We start from the raw sequence: 24,418 nt of genomic DNA on the forward strand, positions 1-24,418 counted from the left end.
TTCTGTGTATTTTCGTTTGATTCGTTTACTTATGGATAACTTCCCTTGAAAATTGATATTTCATTCGAAAGAAAGTGTTAGGTAAATTCTTACCATATCATTGAAGTTCAGGTTTGCGTAGGAAGACATCAACAGCATGAATATCATGATTTCTGATGCTTAGAATCCATTTGACTACTTTTCTTAGCTGAATAAATTCCACGGTAGAGTTAAAACCGTCCAAATCTTCGATGAGCCTAATGATAGAATCTTTCATTGGGGCAATACGATGATAGTGACTGTGAAGAATGCTATCTATGGAACATACTATTCTGCACGATTAAAGTACTTAATACAATACTTGTCAGTATTGTATTATTTTAGGTTAAATAATAGCCAATAGTTAAAAATTTGCTGCATTTACCCAACCTCGACCCGAGCAAATTTTGTGCTTAGTTGAGGAAGAGACGCTAAGAATACAAGATGAACTTGGTCGTCTGAAGAGAAACTATGTGTAAACGATGTAATGACATAGTTGTAAACGATGAAGTGAACAGTACATTGAATATACTCGGATCGGTCGTGTAATATGTTAGGTCGATTTGTACTAGAAATACTTACTTTTTATTTGTGCGTTTTTGTGTTACTAATTAGAAATGTTGCAATTTAAAGTAATTACTATTATTAAAAAAAACTTGTTGCTACTAGAACTTGAAGTGTAATAGATTGGATAGGTATTTGCTTTGATTTGATTTTGAAATAATTAAAGACAATCGATAGCAGTTAATATTTAATTAGGGGGGGAATTATGAATAAGAAATGGAAAAAACCTGAACTGATTGTGATAACACGAACATCACCTGATGAATCAGTATTAAAAGCATGCTCAGGTGTGAGGGTAAACGCAGCAAATATTAAGGATAGTGGTTGCAATATTGGTGTCTGTGATCCGTGTGAAAGCGTAGGGGTTTGTTGAAAATGTTAGGGAGCGCAAATGGCTTGATGTATTTTTTGGGGGGGATGTTGATATGTCAAAGTCTATAATTATACTCCTGAGAATGGCATAATGCTTGGCAGTTTGAAAGATGCATCCTGTTAACTGTAGTTGAAACTAAACTGATTTTTCATTCTACCTTTTTTTTGTCATCTCGCATAAAATAACCTGATTACCACTGATCTTCAGCTACTGTTGTTAGCTGTTAGCTGTTAGCTGTTAGGTGTATAGAATCTTACATAACACAGTCATCCAAAGATGACCTAGATATGAGTGGTTATGGAGTGTTCTTTGAGTAGTGTAGTTAACGTCTCACCTCTGACACCTCACTTTTTCAAGCTGAGTTTCGGTGGTAATTAGATAAAATAAGAGCTTTGTAAGCCCTTCATAATTTGCACCTTTAGTAAGAAAGGCTTCTCAATATTTAAATTGCGGCTTCATATGGTCTTCTTGTTATCCTAAACGTCCCTATCATACAGTGGTTATTTCGATAATCACCTTTTACCTAAACATATAGATAATTGTTATTGAGATGGAGAAAAAGCTTTGATTAAAATTGATTTTACCGATTTGTTCATTCCTTCAAAAGATATTGTCGCACGAGAAATAGGAGGGGAACTCCTCATTGTTCCAATTGTAGCAGGGATTGGCGATCTTGAAGATGATTTATATACTCTTGAGGACACTGGTAAAGATATTTGGTCCAGATTGACAGGAAAGGATGATCTGCACCAAATTATTAATGACCTCGTGGACGAGTATGATGCGAGTTATGAGGAAATTTCTGCAGACGTTTTAGGTCTTATTGGTGAACTTTTGAGAAGAAAAATCATTACAAAATTAAATTAATCCAAGTGTTCTTTTCATAATGAATCGATGTCAAATTTCTTATCAAGTCGATCCGGTTTTAGACAATTTATGTCTATAATGCTATGTGACAATTTGTCGGTTAGGTTCAAAGCTCAAGGCAAAAGCATGTCACCATTTATTAAATGTGATGACATCGTTACCGTAAGCCCACTCGAAAATGGTGTGCCCTCTATAGGCGAAGTAATAGTGTTTTTGTCTCAAAACTCAGATTCAATCGTAATTCATCGTTTTGTGAAAAGTAGTGGCCGGTTCTATGTGACTAAGGGGGATAATCTTTTAACATTTGATAGAAGTGTTCCTTTGTCGCGAATTTTAGGGAAAATTGTCGCAATTGAAAGAGAAGGAAAGTTAATCACCTTTGGTCTTGGATGTGAAAGGATAATTATTGCATATTGTTCACGATTAAAGATCCTTAGGTTCTGTATTTCTGCTTACCTTTTCATCATCCGACTATTTATTGGTAACAAACATAATGATAGAACAAGTATCTAAAGCTATAGAGATTCAGGATATCGCATTTTGGAACGATGTCATTCAAGCTAATCCGTTATTATCTTTTTCTCTTGAGCTAACAGCACGATGTAATAACAACTGTAGACATTGTTATGTAAATTTACCTACGAATGATATTTCTTCGATAAACAGCGAACTTTCACTGGTCGAGATTAAGAGAATAGTTGATCAAGTTGTACAGCGTGGTGCATTATGGGTGCTATTGACTGGTGGGGAGCCGTTATTGAGAGATGATTTTCAAGAAATATATCTATATTTAAAAAGGAAGGGGCTTTTAGTTTCTGTCTTCACAAACGGGACGCTGTTGAATGAAGAGTATGTGAAATTGTTTCGGGATTATCCTCCTCGAGATTTGGAGTTAACTGTTTATGGTGTTAGTCCGGAAATCTATGGAAATGTTACAGGTAAGAAGAATCACTTTGATTTATTTATAAATGGCCTTGACCTTCTGGATAAATACAATGTTAGTTACAGGCTCAAAGCTATTGCTATGAAATCGACTTTGGACGAATTTGACAAGATCAAATCATTTTGTCAGGGGAGGACAAAAGATTATTTCTATTTTGATTACAAGTTACACCTCAGAACTGATCGCAACCAATTACGAAATCAACTTATCATAGAAGAGCGGCTCAGCACCAAAGAAATACTTAAGTTGGAAGCTGACGATCCAGCAAGGTCTAAAGCACTCGCTAAAAATTGTGACAACTTGATTGGTAATAAAACATATAAAAAGGAAGATGGACAGTCTCTTTTCCGATGTGCTATTGGCAATGGGAGTATGTACATCTCGTCCGATGGAAGCTTGCGGTTATGCCAATCATTGACTCATGATAAATTTGTGTATGATCTAAAGCAAGGCACACTAGAGAGTGCTTTAAAAACGTTGGTTCCTAAAATAACAGAAAGCAGATCTGATTCTCCAGAGTATTCTCAGCGTTGTGGTACATGTAATTACCTGAATCTTTGCATGTGGTGCCCTGCTCATGCATATCTGGAATGTGGAAGGCTGGATGAAATGGTTGATTATTTTTGTGAACTGGCACATGAACACGCAGGTCAGTTGCTGGAAAATACCAGAGATAGAAATTCTTTAATTGAATGAAAAATATTTCGTGCTGTCGGGAAGGGGATATTTGCTGGTGATCCTGTAGTTGATTGGAGCAACGTGGTTTAGTTGTTTAAATCAAATATGGTAAACTAAAACAATTAGATGGGTTATTTTAGCTTTTTAAAAAATATATTATGACGAATTATGTCAAAAAACAAGTGCGTGATTATGCTTCACACTTGATCCCCAGAGGAAGTCTCGATCTTACATACAGATGCAATAATAATTGCTTACATTGTTGGCTCCGGTTGCCTGTAGATGCTGTTGAAAAGTATGATGAGCTATCTACAGAAGAAATAATTGCAGTTATTGATAAAGGCAGGATGGAAGGATGTAGGCATTGGGCCCTATCTGGGGGTGAACCAATGCTACGAAATGATTTTGCGGATATCCTCCAATATATTCTTGATTATAATTACACATACTCTGTTAATACCAATGGCACCCTAATTACGAGCCAGATTGCTGATCTTCTTAAAGCGAAAGGGGCCAAAATGGTTTCAATGTATGGTCCTGATGCACATATCCACGATCAAATCACTCAGAATCCGGGATCATTTGATCAATTTATCCGTGGGTGTCGATACCTGAAAGAGGCTGGTGCAAATTTCATAGTTCAGTTAGTTCCTATGCAATCAAATAAGCATGTGTTCAAGGAAATGAACGACCTCGCTTATAAACTGAGCAATAGGGTTAGAATAGGGGCGACATGGCTTAATCTGACTGCAGATGGTGATATAGCTAAAAATAAGATAATCTGTGCACAGAGATTAGATGCAGAAGAAATCGTGGGTTACGTCAAGCCTGATGTTGCAGGAAAGAGAAGTGCTGGTATTGACAAAATCTCAGATTGTGTGAGAGATCAAGAAACGCTGTTTGGCCATTGTATCGAGAAAAGGAATAAATTCCATATTGATGCTTATGGCAAAGTATCGTTCTGTGGTTTCATTAAAGATCCTTCTTTACGATACGATATTAAAAATGGAACTTTCAACGAGTATTGGAACTCATTTTTACCTCTCGTGGGCCACTCATTACCTGTGATCGAGGAATACCTTAATGGGTGCGGTAAATGTACCAAGAGAGAACTTTGTCGTTGGTGTCCTGCATATGCATATTTGGAACATCGAAATGTACATCGCAAAATTGATTACCTATGTGAATTAACGGAAAAATTTGAAAGTGTCAGATTGAATTTGCAGGTGGGGAAGGAAAAAACGTTTCAGGTTGCTGGCATTGGAGTTTTGGTCAAATCCGATTCGCCCTTCCACGATATGATATTCTCTCCCAAATTGGAAAATTTTCTGTCTGAAGATGCCGGGGTAGATACCGTCCTGCTAGCCCATCATGTAATAAACAGTCATTGCGACAATGATATTATTCTTCAATCTGGTAAAAAACTTTATTCCCACCCTGGACTGGAAGTGCGCAAGGTTAGGGATAAAATAGTTTATGTTAAGAAAAATTCAGAGGATGGTGAGTCTAACCTGGATGAATATGCTGTCTTTAATGAAGACTACAGCAAAGGGGATGTCTACCACAACAGCGATAAGATTCGTAGTACAGAAATTTTGGAATCATTGACAGGGATACTCAAAGATGAAATCCTTTTTGGCCAGTTGCTGGCTGCCCGTAATGGGTGTGTATTTCATTCTAGTGGCTTGAATTGTAATGGAAAAGGATACTTGTTTATAGGTCACTCTGGAGCCGGAAAAAGTACGATTTTAAAATTATTTAAAAATCGTTATACAGATATTCTTTCTGAAGACAGGGTAATCGTAAAAAAATCTTATGGCGGCTATCGTCTTTATGGTACTTGGTTTCATGAATTCACTCAAAATCCTTTTCCTGGCCCTGTGGAGTTGAGCGGGGTGTTTTTCCTTAATCAGGCAGACAGCAATTATCTTTCCCGCATTCAGAAAAACTCTCTTATTATAAGGAGTCTACTTCCATGTGTCATTCGTCCGTTGGAGAGTGCTGTGTGGTGGGAGAACATCCTTTTGTTGTTATCTGATATTGCGCAAACTGTCCCCTGCTACGATCTCTATTTTGATAAGAGCGGTAGTATCGTTTCTCATGTTGAAGGTCTGAAAAACCCTTAATTCACTTACAATAAATTGAATATAGTTGCTATTTATGTGAATGAGTTGGACGAATAAAATCCTCTTTGATATGTTTCTATTCATAATTATTTTAAGGTGTAGGGCACGAAAATGAGTATAGACAAATATTATTCTCAGACAAGTATGGGGGAAATTTATTCCTCACGAATGAAAAATGTAGATTTGCCCAGCCTTAAAATTGAACTAACTCAACGGTGCAACAACCGATGTATTCATTGCTACAATAATTTAGCTGCTGAAAATAAGGAGCTTGAGAATAAAGAGTTACCTACTTCTGAATTTCGAAATATTATTTTTGAGGCCGTTGAGTTGGGTTGCATGTCGATACTCTTTACCGGGGGGGAGCCTTTACTCAGATCAGATTTCCTGGACCTCTATATTTTTTCGAGACGATTAGGATTGTCGGTTACGATTTTCACAAATGCTACTCTTATAACTCAAGATCACATATCACTTTTCTCTAAAGTACCTCCCCTAAATCCAATCGAGGTTACCTTGTATGGAATGACAAAGGGTACATATGAAGAGGTCAGCCGGATACCAGGATCTTACGATGCTGCAATAAAAGGTATTAAGTTGCTGGCAGAGGCATGTATTCCATTCATAATCAAAGGTGCTTTTGTTGGGAATAATAGAAATGAAATTCCTGAATTTGATTCTTGGGTATCCTCATTGGGACATATGAACGGTGCTCTACCTACTTTTTCCATATTTTTCGACTTGCGAGTTAGAAGAGATAGTGAGTCCAAAAATAGTCGAATAGAAAGCTTAAGACCTGCCGCTAAGCAGGCTTTAGAATTCCTTACGCGCAATGAAGATGAATTTTTAGCGGAAATAAAAAGCTTTTGTTCGCAATTTGCCACACCTCCAGGGCTGAAGCTTTTAGGTTGTGAGGCTGGTTCAAAGAGCATTTCAGTCGATCCTTATGGGATGGGTTATCCCTGTCTTCTTCTGCGTCATCCCGATTTTTCATATGATCTTTTGAAGGGGTCGCTAAAATGTGCACTTGACCAGTTTAAATTTAAGGCTGCTGAAATGAGTGCTCAACCAGGGAGTGAATATGATCAGCGATGTGCAAAGTGTTTTCTTAAAAGTCTCTGTCAGCAGTGCCCTGCACGTTCGTGGATAGAGCATGGCACACTGGACAGTCCGGTTGAATATCATTGCCAGATAACTCATGCTCAAGCTGTATACCTGGGGTTAATAACTGAGGGAGAAAAATTATGGGAGGTACCTGACTGGAAGACAAGGTTATCTACCTTTATTGAGAAGAGTTAGTCAACAGGGGTTAAAAAGTAAATCGAGGGTTCTTCTCATCGTCAATATAACTTAGGGTTGTCTCTAAGAGGGAGTCCGGGAATGGACCTTTCACCTCCAACAAATCATGACCTGGTCAAGTAAAAATGGACACTTTTCTTAGGCTGCCATCTTCAACTCCATCATCTTCTCAAAATCATTTGGGCTGAGATAGCCAAGATGCGAATGGTGTCTCCTGCAGTTGTAAAACATCTCAATGTAATAAACGTTATCCATTCTGGCTGTTTCCCTGGTGTGATAGAGTGAATCAAGTACTCTTTCTGTTCTCAAACTCCTAAAGAAACTTTCGGCATAACTATTATCCCAACAATGGCCCTCTCGGAGTTTTCGCTTACCGGGCCCATGCTGCTTGTCAGTCGGTTGTAGGAAGTCTTTACTTTGCAGTACTGGCTGCCACGATCTGAATGAAAAATAAGGCCTGCTGAAGGCCTACGACGCCATATTGCCATTTGCAATGCATTAATAACAATGTCTTTTGTCATGCGACTTTTCAGGGGCCAACCCACAACCTGACGGGAATATAAGTCTATAACGACTGCAAGATACAGCCAGTCCTCTGTAGCCCAAATATATGTGATATCAGAAGTGGTCCCGCTTTTAGGGCCACCACTTGACTTTTTCAAGCCGCTTTCCTTAGTTGCTCGTAGTAAATCTCATTAGGCGTCGCATATGATAAACTCTCATGTGGTCTCACTGCATTATATTTTTGAATCTAACCGGAAATCCCTTTGCCTAATACTCTTGGGTTCTCATATGATTTCAAATAGATGTCTTCGTACTTGATAGTTCTCCAGAAGCGCTCGATCATTACATTATCAATCCATCTGCCCTTTCCATCCATACTGATGGTTACCCCATACTCTTTGAGCTGCGAAATCCATTTTTTAGAGGTGAACTGGCCCCCTTGATCTGTGTTGAATATCTCAGGTTTATCATGTCTACTTACAGCACGATTCAGGCAGTGTAGGCAGAATTCCGTATCAAGCGTTGTGGATATTTCCCAGTCTACGATTTTTATTGAATACCAATCAATAATGGCAAAGAGATAGACAAAGCCCTTTCTCATCGGAACATAAGTGATATCAGCTGCCCATACCTGGTTTGGTCTAACAATTGGTAAATTTCGCAACAGATATGGATATATTTGTGACGAGATCCCTCGAATCGTTGTCTGTTTTGGTGGATAAATTGCCTTAATACTCATGAGGCGCATAAGACGCTGTACTCGTTTTCGGCCAATCCTCATCCCCGTTGCTCGGCAAAGATACTTACTCATTCGACAAGTGCCAGCTGACGGGTCTTTCAAGTGGTACTTGTCGATTAAGCCCATGAGATGAAGATTATTGGTAGACTCTGATTTGGGATAGTAATAGAGCCTTGATCAATGTATATGGAGCAACTCACATAGCCGTCTAATGCTCAGTTGGGAATTCCAATCTACTTGTTTAGCCCTTTCAGCGGAATCCCCAACTGCTTGCACATTTTTTCGAGAAAATCCATCTCCATTGTAAGCTGACCTACTTTGCGTTCCAATTGATCTTTTTCTTTATCACTGTAATGATCAGCATTATCGGACTTGCTGGCAAAAAGATCAGGCATACGCTCAAGTAGTTCAGTCTTCCATTTGCCGACCATTATAAGGTGAGTTTCAAATTCCTTTACTATTTCACTCTGGCCATAAACTCTGCAGTATGTTTGCGTCTTTTCCTTTTCATAGTTTCTCAATTTAGCATGATTAAGGAACTGCTGGAAACTAAACTTAAGGGATGGTCCGAAATATTGGGACCGTCTCTGTATGACATGGGTCGGTACTCATCTAGTGACTACCACCCTAAGAAAAATTGCCAAGCGGAGCTTTAGTGGTAATCAGAAAAAGAATTGATTGATAAGTTTTGATATGGCATTTTCACAAGCTTATGTAGAAGTAATTACTATTTCAAAAAAGCATCAATAAAATTAGAGTAATATTTTACCTAAAAAACAAATAAAAAAACATGTGGGTTGTAAATGTTAGGTGTTCTTGGAGCGGGTTTGAGATTCTTTAAAACCCTCAAGTACTTATATTAGGAAGGAGGGCATTGTTGCTAGAATTTATAAAAATATATCAAGGTTAATCTTGAGCGAAAATTGGTAGATATACCTATTTACTTTCAAGTGTCTTTGCTGTCTAGTGTTGACAAATCGTGGTATTTAAAAGGTGTGTAAGCATGGCATTTGGTGGGGTCCTCTAGGCGTTATCCTGTCGTTTTCACCTACAAAATATTTAAAAAAAAGAAGCCATTTACTTTTCTTTTCGGCTAATATCTTTTGGTGCCTCGATCTGATGGCCTATGATTTGTAGCAGCATTCACCTGAACGTATACCTGAAAACTCTTGGGTAGTGTAGGACAATGACAACAACATACGATCATATAAAAAAGCATCTTTCCAATACTCCCGGAACATGGCTTGTCACCGGAGTTGCTGGTTTTATTGGTTCAAATCTGCTTGAGACGTTGTTAAAGCTCGATCAAAAGGTTGTTGGTCTCGATAATTTTTCTACCGGTCATCAACACAATCTTGATGAAGTTGAATCGTTGGTGAATGAAGAGCAGTGGAAGCAGTTTGCATTTATCAACGGTGATATACGTAATATTGATACATGCAGACAAGCTTGTCAGGATGTCGATTACGTTCTCCATCAGGCTGCTTTGGGGTCGGTACCCCGGTCTATTGAAGATCCTATAACTACCAATGAAAATAATATATCCGGCTTTTTGAATATGCTGGTGGCCGCAAAAGATGCCGAAGTGAAGAGGTTTGTCTATGCTGCCTCAAGCTCAACCTATGGCGATCATCCGGATCTTCCTAAGATAGAAGGGAATATAGGCAACCCGCTCTCACCATATGCTGTAACCAAGCTGGTAAATGAACTCTATACCGAAGTTTTCTCTAAGACATATGGTTTTCGGGCTATCGGCCTCAGATATTTCAATATCTTCGGACAACGGCAAGACCCGAATGGCGCTTATGCCGCGGTAATTCCTAAATGGTTTGCAGGTCTGATCAAAAACGAACCTGTTTTTATCAACGGTGATGGCGAAACAAGCAGAGATTTTTGTTTCATCGAAAACTGCGTCCAGGCAAATATTATGGCCGCAACAGTCACAGATGAGGCCGCAACAAACCAGGTCTATAATGTTGCCTTCGGTGAAAGAACAAGTTTGAACGAACTTTATACCTTGATTCAGGAGCGCGTCGTAGGCACAAACCCTGCTGCCAAAGACGCGGCACCACAGTACCGTGATTTCAGAGCAGGTGATGTCCGCCATTCACTCGCAGATATTTCCAAAGCCACAAACCTCATCGGATATAAACCAGAGTACTCAGTAAAAAGTGGTTTAGACAAAGCCGCTGAATGGTATCTGGCGAATTTGAAGTAATATTGATTTGTTAAGTAGACAGTTAGTGTGATGAATTGAATAATAGGTTTGGTAGGCAGATTATTACTACCTGAAAATATAAATAACATAAATTGCCCGAGAGATTATAGAGCCTCCAAGTAGAGTAAAGTTGAAGTCGAGTTAGAGCAGTTGTAGTTTACCTCTCCCCCTAACGCCTCACTCCTCACTCTGTTGCTCCCGTTTTATTCAAATATACGAGTTAGTCTTCAATACTAAATGACCCAATGGCAATGAACACAAACAATCCTCAAGGGAGCAACATCTTCCCCCACCATATAAAAATCGACCATCTCGGCGGAGCCGATTGTGTCACAGGTTCCTGCCATCTGGTACGATTTTGCCCTGAGACGGATAAAACTGTCAACATCCTGGTGGATTGTGGTTCTACCTATGGTGATGATCCTGAGTTGCCTTTCGATCAATTCCCCGTTTCACCAGATCAAATAGACTATCTCTTTTTAACCCACGCCCATATAGACCATATAGGCAGAGTACCTGATCTGATTGACGCTGGATTTAGTGGTGAGATTATCTGCACCCATGCAACCAAGGCGCTACTTTCTCCTATGCTGCATGATGCTTTATCTTTCTCGAACAGAACAGATAAAGATATTAACCGCATTGAAAAACGTATAGACGATCTGTCTTGGGGGTTTGAACTGTATGAGACCTTTACCCTGAAAAATGGAATCACCTTCAAATTGAAAAATGCCGGGCATATTCTCGGCTCCTGTTTCATTCTATTTACGTTCCCTGATACCGAGGCCAATGTAAGTATCAGAGTGATTTTCTCAGGGGACCTTGGCTCTACAGATACACCAATACTTCCGGACCCGGACATACCAGATTCCTGCGATCTCCTCATTATGGAATCGACCTATGGTGACAGACTCCATCCAGACAGAAAAAGCCGAGTTGAAAATTTACGAAGATTGCTGGATAAAGCTCTTGCCGACAACGGTATTGTTTATATCCCTGCTTTTGCTTTGGGAAGAACACAGGAATTGCTTTACGAGTTAGACCGAATCGGTGTAAAGGTTCCGGTCTTTGTAGATTCTCCTCTCGGACTAAAAATCACCAAAATTTATTCAGAGCTTGATGCTTTCTGGGATAAAGAAGCAAAAGGGCTTAAAGATAGAGGCGACCACCCCTTGGATTTTAGAGGGTTGTATGGGGTAAATAGCTACCGCGATCATAAGCAACTGCTCGATATTAAAGGGCCGGCTATCATTATTGCAGGTAGTGGAATGTGCACCGGTGGCCGAATTGTTGACCATTTAAAACATGGTCTTGAAGCCCCTTTGAACGACATCTTCTTCGTTGGCTACCAAGCCAAAGGGACACCCGGTAGAAAAATGATTGAGAAGAAGGTTCCTGTTAAGGCTGGCATCCATATGCTTACAGCGTATTCAGCTCATGCTGATCAGCAAATGCTGGTTGATTGGTTTAAGTCAATGCCGGTACCACCAAAAGAGTTTCGATTGATCCATGGAGAGGATAAAGCACGAAAAGAGCTGTATATGCTGCTCGAATCACTGAGTCCTAAGTCCTGTAACCTCAGTCCTGGTAGTTAAGCATGGTGATGATAGGGCACGAAAGGCTCTTGATGAGGCCTTGAATCAATAAACTCTCAACGTATCTTCCCCTCTTTCTAATATTTTGTATATAAACAAAACAATAAAATTTTAATATGAAAATTCTACTCACCGGTGGCGCCGGATTCATAGGATCAGCTGTTATACGTTTTATCATACAAAGTACATCTGATTCTGTTCTTAATATCGATAAATTAACATACGCAGGCAACCTGGAGTCTCTTGCAGATGTATCAGGTAGCAGTCGTTACGAATTTACACATATTGATATCTGTGATCGTCATGAACTTGAAAATGCTTTTGCAGAGTATCAGCCAGATGCCGTGATGCATCTGGCCGCAGAGAGTCATGTAGATCGCTCTATAGATGGCCCCGCAGAATTTATTGCTACCAATATTGTAGGCACTTACACCTTACTTGAAGTGGCACGCAATTATTGGAATGGCTTGAGTACAGATAAAAAAGAGACGTTTCGGTTTCATCATATTTCAACAGATGAAGTGTATGGCGACCTTGAGGGGCCTGATGATCTGTTTACTGAAGAAACATCATACGCCCCAAGCTCACCATACTCAGCCAGTAAAGCCAGCTCTGACCATTTGGTTCGAGCGTGGCAACGAACATATGGTTTTCCAACGTTAATTACCAATTGTTCCAATAATTACGGGCCGCATCATTTTCCAGAGAAATTAATTCCACTTATGATTCTCAATGCTCTCGAAGGTAAACCTTTACCTGTGTACGGCAAAGGGGAGCAAGTACGTGATTGGCTCTATGTAGATGATCATGCCAGAGCCCTATATAAGGTTGTCACTGAAGGGATGGTGGGGCAAACCTATAATATAGGTGGAAATAACGAAAAGCAGAATATCGAGGTAGTTCATACCATCTGCGAACTACTTGAAGAACTTGCTGATCACAATTCGCATTCCAGGTCTTCAGAGAATCCAGAAGGTTTTAAAAAACTCATTACCTATGTGCAGGATCGCCCTGGCCACGACCTGCGTTATGCAATAGATGCTGGTAAGATCCACAAAGAACTCGGCTGGCAACCTGCAGAAACCTTCGAGTCTGGCATCCGCAAGACTGTTCAATGGTATCTGAACAATCTGGACTGGTGTAATCGAGTCCAGGATGGCAGCTACCAGCGAGAACGGCTCGGAGACAAGAGTTGAAAATTCTACTGTTTGGTAAAAACGGACAGTTAGGCTGGGAGTTACAACGCTCACTTGCACCATTGGGAGAATTGATTGCACTCGACCGCAAAGGTACTGTTGGCTTAACCGGTGATCTTAGCGATGCAGATGGGTTGCGAGTAACGATACAAACTGTCAAGCCGGATATGATTGTTAATGCAGCAGCGTATACTGCTGTGGATAAGGCAGAAGAAGACACCGGTCTTGCTGACTCAATTAACAGGTTCGCTACTGAAGTTATTGCTCAAGAAGCCGAAACTTTAGGCTGTTGCTTTGTGCATTATTCCACCGATTATGTATTCGATGGCACAGGTGAAACACCTTGGTGTGAAACTGATGTGATAAACCCGATCAATCAATATGGGTTGTCAAAGGCAAAGGGAGAGCAGGCAATACTGGAAAGTGGCTGTCGGCATTTAATCTTCAGAGCCAGCTGGGTTTACGGTGCCCATGGTAATAATTTTATTAAAACCATGCTTCATTTGATGTCCAACCGTGAAGAACTCAGTGTCGTAGGTGATCAGGTAGGGGCACCAATCGGTGCTGAACTTTTGGCAGATGTATCAGCACATGCCATTCGACAAGTTACTCATGCCCCAGAACTCTCTGGCGTGTACCACGTTGCACCAGACGGAGAAACGAATTGGTATCAATACGCTGTTTTTATAGCAGCCCAGGCGAGAAAATGTGGAATGTCATTAAAGGTGAAGGATATTCATTCAATTCTGACCAGTGAGTATCCGACACCAGCGAAGAGACCTTTGAACTCTCGACTGAACACCCATAAACTGCGTCGTGTATTTGGCCTCTATTTGCCAGATTGGCAACAGGGCGTGTCACGTGCAATTCATCAAATAATGGCTGATCTACGATGAAACAATGTAAAGGTATTATTTTAGCTGGCGGGACAGGAAGCCGCTTGCATCCCATCACTATGGGTGTTTCGAAACAACTTTTGCCTGTTTACGATAAACCCATGATTTATTATCCGCTATCTGTATTAATGCTGGCGGGTATTAGGGAAGTTTTGATTATTACTACCCCGGAAGATCAACAAGGTTTTCTGCGTTTACTTGGGGATGGCAGTCAGTTCGGTATACAGATCAGCTATGCTGAGCAACCTAGTCCAGACGGTTTAGCTCAGGCATTCATTATAGGCGAGCACTTTATTGGTGAAGATAATGTCTGTTTGGTTTTAGGTGACAATATTTTTTATGGCCAGGGGTTTAGCAAGTTGGTGCAAGCGTCCAGTGTTCGTGAAAGTGGTGCGACTGTATTTGGTTATCAGGTGACTGATCCCGAGCGCTTTGGTGTTGTTGAATTTGATGATCACAAGCGAGCCATTTCTATTGAGGAAAAACCTGCAAAACCTAAATCCAACTACGCAGTGACTGGCCTGTATTTCTACGATAATGATGTCATCGATATTGCTAAAACGATACAACCCTCTTCCCGAGGTGAGCTGGAAATTACTTCGGTAAATCAGGTTTACCTGGAGAGGGGGGATCTTAATGTCGAGCTGCTCAGTCGGGGCTTCGCCTGGCTTGATACCGGCACATATGATTCCCTTCATGAGGCATCCGGGTTTATTGAGACGTTAGAAAAACGCCAGGGCCTAAAGGTGGGTTGTCTCGAAGAGATTGCATATCGCATGGACTTTATAGGTCGAGAGCAACTGCTGGGTAGAGCAGAAGAGTTTAAAAAGAACAGCTACGGAAGGTATCTGGTGCGACTTGCAGGAGAGGATATTTGAAATGAACGTAATTACAACTGCTATACCGGATGTTAAAATCATAGAGCCAAAGGTGTTTGGCGATGAACGCGGCTTCTTCATGGAGAGCTGGAACGCCAAAACGTATAAGGAAGCAGGCATCGATAAGGAATTTGTCCAGGACAACCATAGCCGCTCTGTAAAGAACACTCTGAGGGGGTTGCACTACCAGTTACAGCAGCCCCAGGGGAAACTGGTCCGGGCCGTGAGTGGTGAGGTGTTTGATGTGGCCGTTGATCTTCGCAAAGATTCGAAAACATTTGGCAACTGGGTGGGTGAAATTCTCTCAGCTGAGAATAAACGGCAGCTTTGGGTGCCTGAAGGCTTTGCTCATGGATTCTTGGTGCTAAGCGATACAGCGGATTTTCTCTATAAGACGACGAGTTATTATGCACCAGAGCATGAACGTTGCATCCTCTGGAATGATTCTGATCTTGATATTGCTTGGCCGCTGAGAGGTGAACCTCTGATGTCTGGAAAAGATCAAGTTGGATTATTCTTTAATGCTGCAGAGGTTTTCTGATTGTGACAGTTTTAAGCTCTCATTTTGCTCAACCATGGATGCCTCAGCTGAGGGTAACGGAGAGAAGAGTTGGGGGCTGTTTCCAATTAATGCTGAATTTTAGATTTTCAACTTAGAGAGGGGGCGAAAGTCTATATTGCTGATTCTGGATGGAAAAACTACGATATAGGGGTATGTAATACCTGCTCCTTTGTGTGAAAGGACGATAGTACGGCATGTTAGTGTGGTGCGACCCCAAAGGTCATAGCTGCGTGAAAGCAAAATAAGTATTTTAAGGGAAGTTATTTTACTATGAAAAATACAATCTTCGTCACCGAGCCCAGTCTGCCGCCACTTGCTGAGTTCATTCCCTATTTGGAGGAGATCTGGGAGAATAAGTGGCTGACCAATAATGGCCAATTTCATCAACAGTTTGAGCAAGCCTTGGCCGAGTATCTCGGGGTGCGCTATGTCAGTCTTTTCACTAATGGCATGATCGCACTGCAGATCGGGTTGCAGGCCTTGCGCATCACCGGCGAGGTGATCACTACGCCTTTTACCTTCGTGGCCACTACTCACGCCATTCATTGGAATAGCTGTACTCCTGTTTTTTGCGATATTGATCCGGTCACCTATAACCTCGACGCCGATAAGCTTGAATCGCTGATCACTCCCAAAACCACCGCCATCATGCCCGTGCATGTCTATGGCAATCCCTGTAATGTTGAGAAATTGCAGCGCATCGCCGATACCTACGGGCTTAAGCTTTTCTACGACGCAGCTCATGCCTTCGGGGTGCGCACGCATGGTGAATCCGTACTGAACTTCGGCGATCTCTCCATGCTCAGTTTTCACGCTACCAAGGTCTTCAATACTTTTGAGGGCGGGGCGCTGATTACAAACGAGCCCAAGCTCAAGCAACGCATCGACTTTCTCAAAAATTTCGGCTTTGCAGGTGAGACGACCGTGGTCGCACCCGGTGCCAACGGCAAGATGGACGAATTCCGTGCCGCCTTCGGGTTACTGCAACTCAAGCATATCGACGAAGAAATTGCCAAAACTCGGCGCGTCGCCGAACGCTATCGTGCGGCCCTGGCAGAGGTGCCCGGCATTACCCTGATGGAGGACCTGCCCAACGTCGTGCACAATTACGGATATTTCCCGATCCTGGTGGACGAAGTGCGGTACGGCTTAAGTCGCGATGCTCTCTACGACAAACTCAAAGCCAATGGTTATTACGGTCGGCGTTACTTCTATCCTCTGTCCAGCCAGTTTCCCAGCTATCGTCATTTGCCCTCTGCAGAGCCTGGCCGGATGCCCGTGGCCGAAGCTATTACTGAGCGGGTCATTTGCCTGCCCATTTTTGCGAACCTTGCCGATGAGTGCGTCGACCGCATCGCTATGTTAATCAAAGACGTGGAAGGTGAAATATCGGAAGGAAACTGCGCTTAGTTGGAGTGATGCCAAAGGATCAGGACGACTTACAGGTGTTATTTTTTCAGCGGCCTGGATAATGTCCGCTATATCGGAACTAATGGGAAGATGACTGAAATTTGCGCGGCAATGGGCTTGATTAATATGAATCACCTCGATGAAATTCTGGTCGTAAATGAACGGAGCTATACGGCAAATAAGGACGGTTTGGCCGGGGTTGGGGGCTTACGCTTATTGAGTTTGATGATTCCGAAAAATGTAATCGTCAATATGTGGTTGTAGGGGGTGGGACTGCCTATCCGTTAAGCCGCGATGAACTGATTGAGAAATTGCATGGTTCGAATGTATTTACACGAAAGTATTTCTGGTCGGGGTGTCATGAAATGGAGCCTTACACGTCATTGTAGCCCAATCCAGGCATGATGCTACCCGTAAATAAAGAGCTTGTGGAGCCGATTGTTGTGTTGCCGACAGGTACCGCGGTTGATGAATTTTCAATTAAGCATTTTGTGCAATTGATGAGCTATGAAGAGGGTATTTAAATGAGCACTTCGTATTATTCGAAAGATGAGTTGCAGGAGTTAGGGCTAGGATCATTTGGCGAAAATGTTTTGATTAGTCGTTTTGCGCGGATTTATAAGCCTGAGTCTATCGATATCGGAAACAATGTGCGGATAGACGATTTTTGTATTATTTCCGGTGGTAGTGGAATCAGAATTGGAAGTTACATTCATATTGCTCCACATGTTTCTTTATATGGTGAAGCAGGAATTATCTTAGAGGATTTCTCAGGAATCTCCTCAAGAAGTGTTTTATATACAGCAACTGATGATTATTCGGGGAGATCTTTGACAAACCCGATGGTGCCAATTGAATTTAAACCACGGTATGTGGCTAACCCTATTGTGTTACGTAAACATTCTATAGTTGGGACCAACTCGACTATTTTACCCGGGGTTGAGTTGGGCGAGGGAGCTGCCGTAGGAGCACATTCCTTAATTACTAAAAGCTGTGAGCCTTGGAGTATCTTTTTTGGTGCTCCAGCAAAACGAATTAAAGCACGTAGTAAAAATTTACTTGAACTTGAGGCACAGTTTAAAGCGACTCTGAATGAGCAATAATTTAAAAAATAAAACAATCAGAGCCGCGTTCTGGCGCATGGCAGAGATGTTGTGTCAGCGTGCGGGAAGCCTGATCGTTAGCATTATTTTGGCGCGTCTGTTGATGCCCGAAGAGTTCGGGACGGTTGCGCTATTAACGATTTTTGTGTCGTTGGCGAATGTCGTGATCAATGCTGGATTTGGGCAGGCATTGGTTCAGCGCCAACATACAACCCCCTTGGAGGAATCGTCGGTCTATTTCTGTAATATTGGAATGGCCATCTTATTATATGGCGTATTGTACCTGACCGCGCCATTTGTTCCGTTGTTTTATAATAAACCGGAGCTGACCGTGCTGTGCCCTCTATTACGGTTATCTGCACTTTCATTAATCATTGGATCTTTTGGGCAGGTACAAACTACTCTGCTGACGAAACAGCTACATTTTAAACCCCTATTTGTGGTGAGTTTAATTGTATTGCTAGCACATGCCATTGTTGGAATTGCGTTGGCCTATCGGGGTGCAGGCGTCTGGGCGCTCGCATGGTCTATGCTTATTGCCGGGATGGTTCGTGTGGGATTGATTAGTTGGTTATCCAATTGGCGCCCCACTTTTCAGTTCAGCTTTTCGGCATTGGCTCCTTTGTTTGGCTTTGGTTGGAAATTATTAGTATCGGGTTTGTTGGATACTTTTTTTGTTCAAATATACGGGTTGCTGATCGGTCGATTTTATGCGCCAGCTGATTTGGGTTTTTTCAACCGGGGCAAACAGATTCCAGATGTCGTATCAATGAGTTTAACTGCCACAATTTCATCGGTGCTGTTCCCGGCGATGGCGCAAGTTCAATCTGACGAGCAACGTATGCAACGCATGCTTGAGAAGTGTTTGCAGATTGTTGCCTTTTTGTTGTGGCCTTGTTTGGTGGGGTTGGCATTCACCGCTGATCCGCTGATCCGAGTGCTTTTGACTGATAAATGGCTGCCGGCAGTGCCCTATATGCAAGTGGTTTCAGTCACGATGTGCCTTTATCCGGTGCATGCCATCAATTTACAGGTATTGACTGCAACAGGGCGCTCTGATCTTTTTTTAAAGCTGGAAATAATCAAGAAGATGCTTTTGGTTCTCATGTTAATCATCACGGTTCCATTTGGTGTGATGGCAATGCTGTATGGGGAATTGTTGTTAAGCTTTGTGGCCATAGTGATTAATACATATTTTACTCAGCGCTTGATTGGCTATCCCCTCTACAGACAGATCGTAGCCGTGCGAGGGACCATTGGAGCCGTTTTAATGATGGGAATTGTGGTTGGGTTGATGCGCCGACTAACGTGGCAAGATGATTTGGTTCAGCTGGGAGCGCAGGCATTTGCTGGAGCGACGGTTTATCTAGCGGTGGTGCATTTGAGTCGGAATCCAGCGTATCTGGAGTTGCAGAATCTTGTCATCGAGCGTTGGAATAAACTTAAAGGGAACAGAATCGTATATGAGTAACTACTTTAAATTCTTACCCTCACCTGAGAGGGATTGGGATAGTCGAACAGATGCCCCCCTGGTTAGTGTCTGTGTCATTACGTATAATCAGCAGGATTATATTCGGCAATGTCTAGATGGAATCTTGATGCAGCAAACAGATTTCCTATTTGAAATTTGTTTGGGTGAGGATGAATCAACCGATGAAACCCGTGTGATTTGTCAAGAATATGCGGATAAATATCCAGGGCAAATCAATTTAATATTACGTTCCCAATCAGATCCCGCTCGTGCTGAATATACATCTCCGGCGCTGTTTAATTGGAATGAAACGCTTAAGGCCTGTAAGGGGAAATATATCGCCATTTGCGAAGGGGATGATTATTGGACCGATCCAAAGAAGCTGCAAAAACAGGTCGATTTTTTGGAGGAGAATGACGCGTATTCATTGGTTTTTCATAGTGTAGATGTGCAGTTTGAGGGGGATACTGTCGAAGAAAATTGTTTTTTACATTTGCGCAATGGGGATTATTCAGTCCGTGACATCTTGTTGCGGTGGAGTGTCCCTACTTGTTCGACCTTATTTCGGTCAGCTGTTCTGGGGCAGATGCCTTACTCTAAAGAGTTTGTGATGGGAGATATAGTTTTATTCCTTATCTGTGCCGAGCGTGGCAAGCTATTTTGCATGAACTATAATATGGCTACTTATCGGCGTCATGTTAGAGGGATGGCCAGTTCTTTGCCAATAAATCTGTTGATTCAGCATAGTCGGGAAATGAGACGTTATTTCCCTCAAGTGTCTTGTGCGATATTTGATGAATTGGAGTCAGGGATTCTTATCGCAAGACTAAGTAATTTGTTTCACAAGTCTGTTTTTGAATTCATTAAGTATTTTTGTTTTTTGCTGAGACGCTATAAGTGGGTTTTTTTTAAAGTGTTTGCGTTTTGGTTTTTTAAGAGTGTTTGGCGAAAAATCGAAAGGATGGTTCGATGAGAGTTCTATGGTTTTCGCCTACCAAGTCTTTATTTGAAAGTCGGATCAGTGGCCATAATGGAGGGGGATGGATTTCGTCGTTGGAGGAGCAGATCCGTGCTCAATCCTCTGTTGAGTTGGGCGTTGTCTTCGAATATGACTCTTCTGTTGATTCAAGTGTGGTTGAGGGGGTGACTTATTATCCTCTTCATATTACTCAGAAAAATCGGAAGAAACGGTTGGCGGTTGCGATAGATCAATCGCTCAAGATCATTGATGATTTCCAACCGGATTTGATTCAGTTTTTCGGTTCAGAATGGTGGTACGGTTTGCTGGCCGGACATACCGATATCCCTTGTTTAGTGCATATGCAGGGGAGTCTGCCTTCTTGCTATAATGCGCGCTATCCTGCGGGCTTTTCTGTGTGGAATAAATTGTTATCCCGGCATACAAGCTTCAGGCAGAAATTGATGGCTTTCCGGGTTGATTCTACATTCTGGAAAAATGCAGAGCAGGAAGTGCGTATTTTGAAAGTGAATCGATATTTTATGGGGCGTACACATTGGGATCAGTCCATTGTGCGTTTCTATAATCCCGAGGCGACCTATTTTACCTGTCAGGAGATGTTGCGGAGTTCGTTTATAAAGTCGGAGCAAAGTTGGACCTATCAAGCCGGGGCGTTGAAGGTAATCTCTACCATATCAGGACCCTTGTATAAGGGAATGGATCTGATATTGAAGACGGCGCGTTTGCTGAAGGAGCATACGGATCTTGTGTTTGAGTGGTCGGTGTGTGGGGTGCATGAGGCCCGGTTGATGGAGTCGTTGTATGGTATCGAGGCGAATTCAGTAGGGGTAAATCTGTTGGGTGTCGTATCGCAAGAGGAACTGGTTGATCGTTTGCTCGATAGTACGATTTATGTCCATCCATCTTATATCGATAACAGTCCGAACAGTATTTGTGAGGCGCAGGTTTTAGGCGTGCCTGTGATCACCACTGATGTGGGCGGGACATCCTCTTTGGTAGAAGATGGACACTCGGGATATTTAGTTCCTGCGAACGATCCACTTAAGTTAGCTGACCTGGTTATGCAGCTTCAGGCAGATTCTGAAAAATTAAGTGAGCTTAGTGTAAACTGCAGAGCAACCGCCTTACAACGGCATAACCCGCAAGAAATTATTGAAACATTGCTAGAGATTTATCAGCAGGTCAGACGCTCTTTCTTAGAAAGATCAAATTTCGGAGGTCTTGATGAGTGATGATTTGTCGGTATACGAAGAGGCTCAGAATATGTATGCACCAATTATAATCATCACTTTGTGCCGTTATGAGCACTTTAAAGAATGTGTCGAGTCTCTTGTTTTGAATCAGGGAGCTTGTGAGAGTGAGCTATATATCGCAATCGACTATCCGTCCAAAGACGAACATTGGGATGGATACGAGAAGATTTGCCGGTATTGTTCTAGTATTCAGGGTTTTAAATCTGTCCATGTTATTAAGAGGCAATGTAATTTTGGGGCCGCTAAAAACTTCTTAGCCCTAAGGCGATATATATGGAGGAAGTATGACAGGTTTATATTTACTGAGGATGATAATGTTTTTTCTCCAAATTTTTTGCTCTACATGAATAAGGGATTTGAAAAATTCAAGCAGGATGATTCTGTTTTTGCGGTTTCCGGGTATTCTTATTCTGATCAGATTAAATATTCGAGCAATACATTTTGGAGACAATCGATGGGAATGCCCGCGTGGGGATATGGAGAGTGGCGAAGTAAATCTACGGCATACGAAAACACGATGACGCGCTCATACTGTTTAAAAAAAGTGTTAAATCCGGTGATGTTTTTAAAGGCTGCGACGCATTCTTGGAGTACTTTGTTGTTTTTGGTGATGAAAGTTATTAAACCAAGCTTGTACACCGATAATACGATGTCGGTTTACCTTTTTTTTGAAAAAAAAGAGGTGATTTTGCCTGTTGTTTCTAAGGTTCGGAATATGGGGCACGATGGTAGTGGAGAGCATTGCGGAGTTGACCCTAGCTATGGAACCAGAAAGATTGATCAAGATCTTGAGTTTGAATATGTGGGTAGTGGATTAGAGTTTCATGCAGAAAACTCTTCCCTTTTATTGAAGGGAAAACGAGAGTATATGACTTTTTTAGCAATGCTTAAGCATATATGGTCTATGACCGTTTTGTTTTTCGGAAGGAAGTAGTGTGGGGGGGGGGGATATTGGTTTCTGATTGTCTGGTTGTTGTGCGTTTCTTTGGTAGGGTCGCTGGGCTCCTTTGGGGACCTAAGTTTAATTATTTGTGGGCTCGATGTTGTCGTGAATGGATCACCGCGGTGCGACGAAGTGAATTTAAAAGCTTCGGTGTTAATTCCCTGCTCGGACGTCATAACCTTATTCTAAACGCGCAGTATATATCCATCGGGCATCGTTCAAGTTTGGGCAATGGTGTAACGTTGACTTGTTATGAAGCTCTTCTCAACCAAGCGCCTAATATTTCCATCGGCGATGGCGTGTCTATTGGCGAAGATGCGCATATTACGGCGATAAATGAAATTGTGATCGGGAATGACGTTTTGACCGGAAAAAAGGTGTTGATCACAGATAATGCGCACGGGCGATCGAATCGTGATGATTTGGAGATTCCTCCGATGCAACGCGCACTGGTCTCAAAAGGAAAAGTGATCATCAGCGACAATGTTTGGATTGGTGAAAAGGCGAGTATTATGCCTGGGGTTACCATTGGTGAAGGGGCGATTGTCGCGGCCAATGCGGTCGTAACCAAAGACGTCCCTGCTTATAGCGTTGTGGCGGGCATTCCTGCCAAAGTATTGAGGCAGGTATGAGTTTATGTGTGGTTGTGATTGTTGTTTCGAGGTGAACGGTGAGAATTAAGTATTTGGATGGTGTTCGGGGAGTAGCGATTTTATTGGTGATCGGATACCACAGTTTTGCTCGCTACACGGAGTTGTCAGCGTATGACGAATGCTTGGGTACATTCCCAGTTTTTGAATAGGTTGGTTGGGCGTGAACTTATTCTTTTTGCTCTCCGGGTTTGTGATTTATATGTCGCTTGAGAACAGCCGTTCATTCAGGCAGTTTTTCTACAAGCGGTGGTTACGACTTTTCCCTGCGATGCTTATCGCAACTGTTTTAATATATAGCACGACGGCACTGTTTCCGGATAGGCCCATAGGGGATCCTACTTTGTTGAGTCTTTTGCCAGGACTTTCTTTTATAGAACCACGGTGGTGGGAAATACTTTTGCAATCACCTGTGGTTCCACTGGAAGGAGCATTCTGGTCACTTTTTGTCGAGATGAAGTTTTATTTAATTGCAGGGCTTGCGTTCTTCAAATTAGGACGAAGGAGAGTCATCCCTTTTTTGATTTTACTGTTTAGTGGATCGGTAGTGATCTCATATCTTGCGACGTCAACGGATATTCCCTTATTTGATTTTGCAAATAGTGTAAGTCATCATTTGAGCTTGAAATATTTCGGGTGGTTTGCCGCCGGCGCACTTTTGTATCGTTATCATGCGACAGGTCAGGACTACACGTTTTTCGCAGGTCTGACCGTGAGTATTTTTAGCTCAATTTTTGTAAAAAGCGGATTTGAAATTACTCCTATTGTTGGTGCGTTAGTAATTTTATTATTCTTTGCGGGGGCTATTAGGTGGGAGTGCTTGCAGCGAGTATTCGATAACAAAATTTTTATCTTTTTTGGATTTATAAGTTATCCGCTATATCTCATTCACGAAAATGCAATGATCTCTATGATTACGGGGGTACATGGGTCGTTCCCGAGTGTGCCTCGTTTATGCTTACCCCTTTTACCTTTCATTCTGGTTGCTGCTGTATCGTATGGAATCGTTAAGATGTTACAGCCTAAATGTAGAGGATTTATAAATAGGACGATCCAGTTCATTTGGTTGGCTATTGGCCGTTATGGCTGCACCTCTGCAGCGAAAAACGTTTCAAGATGACAAGAGGACCTGGGCTGCCGCCCGAAAGATAGT

At 42.0% G+C, this 24,418-nt stretch carries 22 protein-coding genes and 1 pseudogene; 20 read left to right on the top strand and 3 right to left on the bottom strand.

All coding sequences use genetic code 11. The features are described from left to right. The first annotated feature begins 787 nt into the window (after positions 1-787). The 5 genes from FCL46_RS05220 to FCL46_RS05245 all read left to right on the top strand — a co-directional run bounded on the left by FCL46_RS05220 (position 788) and on the right by FCL46_RS05245 (position 6,868). Positions 788-955, top strand: a complete 168-nt coding sequence (locus tag FCL46_RS05220) for a hypothetical protein (protein WP_153307101.1) — start codon at positions 788-790, stop codon at positions 953-955. A gap of 564 nt (positions 956-1,519) precedes the next feature. Further along, a complete protein-coding gene (locus tag FCL46_RS05225; RefSeq protein ID WP_136805324.1) occupies positions 1,520-1,822 on the top strand; it encodes a PqqD family protein in 303 nt (100 codons plus the stop codon). A 493-nt stretch (positions 1,823-2,315) separates the two neighbouring features. Further along, positions 2,316-3,461, top strand: a complete 1,146-nt coding sequence (locus FCL46_RS05235; protein WP_136805326.1) for a radical SAM/SPASM domain-containing protein — start codon at positions 2,316-2,318, stop codon at positions 3,459-3,461. A gap of 254 nt (positions 3,462-3,715) precedes the next feature. Continuing rightward, positions 3,716-5,569, top strand: a complete 1,854-nt coding sequence (locus tag FCL46_RS05240; RefSeq protein ID WP_267313697.1) for a radical SAM protein — start codon at positions 3,716-3,718, stop codon at positions 5,567-5,569. 168 nt (positions 5,570-5,737) lie between these two features. Beyond that, a complete protein-coding gene (locus FCL46_RS05245; RefSeq protein WP_167505735.1) occupies positions 5,738-6,868 on the top strand; it encodes a radical SAM/SPASM domain-containing protein in 1,131 nt (376 codons plus the stop codon). 138 nt (positions 6,869-7,006) lie between these two features. Here the strand turns inward: FCL46_RS05245 and FCL46_RS28705 are convergent. From FCL46_RS28705 to FCL46_RS05265, 3 genes and pseudogenes are all read right to left on the bottom strand, one after another. After that, a pseudogene (locus tag FCL46_RS28705) lies at positions 7,007-7,491 on the bottom strand (IS3 family transposase); the annotation flags it as partial. 128 nt (positions 7,492-7,619) lie between these two features. Further along, the gene (locus tag FCL46_RS05260; protein ID WP_136805331.1) at positions 7,620-8,237 is read right to left on the bottom strand and encodes an IS3 family transposase; all 618 of its coding nucleotides are present in this window, start codon (positions 8,235-8,237) and stop codon (positions 7,620-7,622) included. Positions 8,238-8,344: 107 nt separating this feature from the next. After that, positions 8,345-8,632 (bottom strand): hypothetical protein, encoded by a 288-nt coding sequence (locus tag FCL46_RS05265; RefSeq protein ID WP_136805332.1) that lies wholly within the window; start codon positions 8,630-8,632, stop codon positions 8,345-8,347. Positions 8,633-9,297: 665 nt separating this feature from the next. Between FCL46_RS05265 and FCL46_RS05270 the strand changes: the two genes are divergently transcribed. The 15 genes from FCL46_RS05270 to FCL46_RS05340 all read left to right on the top strand — a co-directional run bounded on the left by FCL46_RS05270 (position 9,298) and on the right by FCL46_RS05340 (position 24,385). Beyond that, positions 9,298-10,329 carry an NAD-dependent epimerase/dehydratase family protein gene (locus tag FCL46_RS05270; protein WP_136805333.1) on the top strand — a complete coding sequence of 344 codons (1,032 nt, stop codon included), beginning with the start codon at positions 9,298-9,300 and terminating at the stop codon, positions 10,327-10,329. A 251-nt stretch (positions 10,330-10,580) separates the two neighbouring features. Then, the gene (locus tag FCL46_RS05275) at positions 10,581-11,924 is read left to right on the top strand and encodes an MBL fold metallo-hydrolase (protein ID WP_228723331.1); all 1,344 of its coding nucleotides are present in this window, start codon (positions 10,581-10,583) and stop codon (positions 11,922-11,924) included. A gap of 116 nt (positions 11,925-12,040) precedes the next feature. Continuing rightward, entirely contained in the window at positions 12,041-13,120 is a 1,080-nt protein-coding gene (gene rfbB, locus FCL46_RS05280; protein WP_136805334.1) for a dTDP-glucose 4,6-dehydratase, read from the top strand. Beyond that, positions 13,117-14,016 carry a dTDP-4-dehydrorhamnose reductase gene (gene rfbD / locus FCL46_RS05285; RefSeq protein ID WP_136805335.1) on the top strand — a complete coding sequence of 300 codons (900 nt, stop codon included), beginning with the start codon at positions 13,117-13,119 and terminating at the stop codon, positions 14,014-14,016. Before rfbB ends, rfbD begins: the two co-directional genes overlap by 4 nt. Beyond that, entirely contained in the window at positions 14,013-14,894 is an 882-nt protein-coding gene (rfbA, locus tag FCL46_RS05290) for a glucose-1-phosphate thymidylyltransferase RfbA (RefSeq protein WP_136805336.1), read from the top strand. Before rfbD ends, rfbA begins: the two co-directional genes overlap by 4 nt. Before the next feature lies 1 nt (position 14,895). Further along, complete coding sequence (gene rfbC / locus FCL46_RS05295; protein WP_136805337.1) at positions 14,896-15,435, top strand: dTDP-4-dehydrorhamnose 3,5-epimerase; 540 nt, start codon at positions 14,896-14,898, stop codon at positions 15,433-15,435. A gap of 291 nt (positions 15,436-15,726) precedes the next feature. Further along, a complete protein-coding gene (locus tag FCL46_RS05300) occupies positions 15,727-16,866 on the top strand; it encodes a DegT/DnrJ/EryC1/StrS family aminotransferase (protein WP_136805338.1) in 1,140 nt (379 codons plus the stop codon). Positions 16,867-16,938: 72 nt separating this feature from the next. Then, positions 16,939-17,130, top strand: coding sequence for a DegT/DnrJ/EryC1/StrS family aminotransferase (locus FCL46_RS05305; protein WP_228723406.1), 192 nt, complete (start codon positions 16,939-16,941; stop codon positions 17,128-17,130). A 260-nt stretch (positions 17,131-17,390) separates the two neighbouring features. Continuing rightward, complete coding sequence (locus tag FCL46_RS28545; RefSeq protein ID WP_136805340.1) at positions 17,391-17,969, top strand: acyltransferase; 579 nt, start codon at positions 17,391-17,393, stop codon at positions 17,967-17,969. Then, a complete protein-coding gene (locus FCL46_RS05315) occupies positions 17,959-19,440 on the top strand; it encodes a lipopolysaccharide biosynthesis protein (protein ID WP_136805341.1) in 1,482 nt (493 codons plus the stop codon). The genes FCL46_RS28545 and FCL46_RS05315 overlap by 11 nt, the downstream gene beginning before the upstream one ends. Next, the gene (locus FCL46_RS05320; RefSeq protein ID WP_136805342.1) at positions 19,433-20,413 is read left to right on the top strand and encodes a glycosyltransferase family 2 protein; all 981 of its coding nucleotides are present in this window, start codon (positions 19,433-19,435) and stop codon (positions 20,411-20,413) included. The genes FCL46_RS05315 and FCL46_RS05320 overlap by 8 nt, the downstream gene beginning before the upstream one ends. Next, on the top strand, positions 20,410-21,651 hold the full coding sequence (locus FCL46_RS05325; protein ID WP_136805343.1) for a glycosyltransferase family 4 protein: 1,242 nt from the start codon (positions 20,410-20,412) through the stop codon (positions 21,649-21,651). The genes FCL46_RS05320 and FCL46_RS05325 overlap by 4 nt, the downstream gene beginning before the upstream one ends. Then, positions 21,644-22,606: a glycosyltransferase family A protein gene (locus FCL46_RS05330; protein WP_136805344.1), complete on the top strand. Its 963-nt coding sequence runs from the start codon at positions 21,644-21,646 to the stop codon at positions 22,604-22,606. Before FCL46_RS05325 ends, FCL46_RS05330 begins: the two co-directional genes overlap by 8 nt. A 131-nt stretch (positions 22,607-22,737) precedes the next feature. Further along, positions 22,738-23,247: an acyltransferase gene (locus tag FCL46_RS05335; RefSeq protein WP_217909564.1), complete on the top strand. Its 510-nt coding sequence runs from the start codon at positions 22,738-22,740 to the stop codon at positions 23,245-23,247. A gap of 220 nt (positions 23,248-23,467) precedes the next feature. Then, positions 23,468-24,385: an acyltransferase family protein gene (locus tag FCL46_RS05340; protein ID WP_136805346.1), complete on the top strand. Its 918-nt coding sequence runs from the start codon at positions 23,468-23,470 to the stop codon at positions 24,383-24,385. Positions 24,386-24,418 lie beyond the last annotated feature (33 nt).

The organism is Desulfosediminicola flagellatus (assembly GCF_005116655.2).
GTDB classification, from domain to species: domain Bacteria; phylum Desulfobacterota; class Desulfobulbia; order Desulfobulbales; family Desulfocapsaceae; genus Desulfopila; species Desulfopila flagellata.